The following is a 1,013-nucleotide window of genomic DNA, read 5'->3' as shown; positions in this document are numbered from 1 at the left end:
CTCCTTGCTGCCGAAATCGTAGACCGGCGCGAAGTAGGCCTTGCCCCAGGGCTGCTTGAACTCGGTGACGTCGGTGCCCATCTTCTCCCACGGCCCGTCGGCGGCGAAGTCCCTGCCGATGACGTTCTCGAAGGTCTTTCCGACCTTGCCCCTGTACGAGTTGTACCTGTGGTAGTCGGTCTCGCGGCGGATCCCGCAGCTGATGCCCATCTCGCGCATCATCTTCAGCGTCGTCTTGTCGGCTATGCGCACGCCCCGCTCGGCGCGCAGGCACATGGCGATCTGCCTGTGGCCGCACCCGTTGGCGGTGCGCGAGAATATCTCGGCGGCGGCCTCCCAGAGCTCGGGCCTGGTGGGAGCCTTCGGGTGCGACAGCGCGTAGTAGTAGCTCGACCTCGCCAGGCCGGCGCACTCGAGCAGGTCGGCGAGGGGGTATTGCCCTGAAAGCCCGCTCACGACCGCGGCCTTCTCGCCGTTCGAGAGCGTTTCTCCGCCTTCAGGGCGATCGATTTTTTTAGGTAGGCGTTCTCCGCCTCGAGCTTCTTGATCCTGCGCTCGAGCTCTTGCTCGCGCGTCGTCTCCCCGGACGGGGAGCCGGACCCCCTCGGCCTCCCCCTGGGCTTTGGCCTGAGCGCCTCCGGGCCCTCCTCCCTGTAGGCCTTCAGCCATTTCTTGAAAGGGCTTGGCGAGGCTATCCCGAACTTCTCCATGGCCTCGGGCTTCGTCATGCCCTCGTCGACGACCGCCCTGACGGCGGCCAGCTTCGTCTCGAACGAATAGGCGGTGTGTTTCTTTCCCATCATGGCCAGAACCTCGATACCAGCAGACCTGTAGGTGCACAGCCATTCTCTCACGGTTTCCTCCGGCATCCCGAGAAGGGCCGCGATTGCCGCGCGGCCGTGCCCCTCGTCGTGCAGCTCTGCCGCTCGCAGTCTCATCCCGACGTCGTACAAAGCGTTTCCAGCCATAAAAAAGCCTCCCATTCTTGTGTCCAAGAAATGGGAGGCAGTTCA

2 protein-coding genes are annotated in these 1,013 nt (G+C 64.1%); both read right to left on the bottom strand.

All coding sequences use genetic code 11. The features are described 5' to 3' along the window. The coding region (locus DW850_RS10315) for an IS3 family transposase (protein ID WP_199575696.1) at positions 1 to 456 on the bottom strand (456 nt) is incomplete at its 3' end. Continuing rightward, on the bottom strand, positions 453 to 968 hold the full coding sequence (locus tag DW850_RS10065; RefSeq protein ID WP_117786972.1) for a helix-turn-helix domain-containing protein: 516 nt from the start codon (positions 966 to 968) through the stop codon (positions 453 to 455). The genes DW850_RS10315 and DW850_RS10065, both read right to left, overlap by 4 nt. Between the last annotated feature and the right edge of the window lie 45 nt (positions 969 to 1,013).

Source organism: Collinsella sp. AM36-4AA (genome assembly GCF_003467795.1).
Lineage (GTDB): Bacteria > Actinomycetota > Coriobacteriia > Coriobacteriales > Coriobacteriaceae > Collinsella.
Note: the sequence above shows the minus strand (reverse complement) of the source record. Positions and strands in the feature narration are given on the sequence as shown.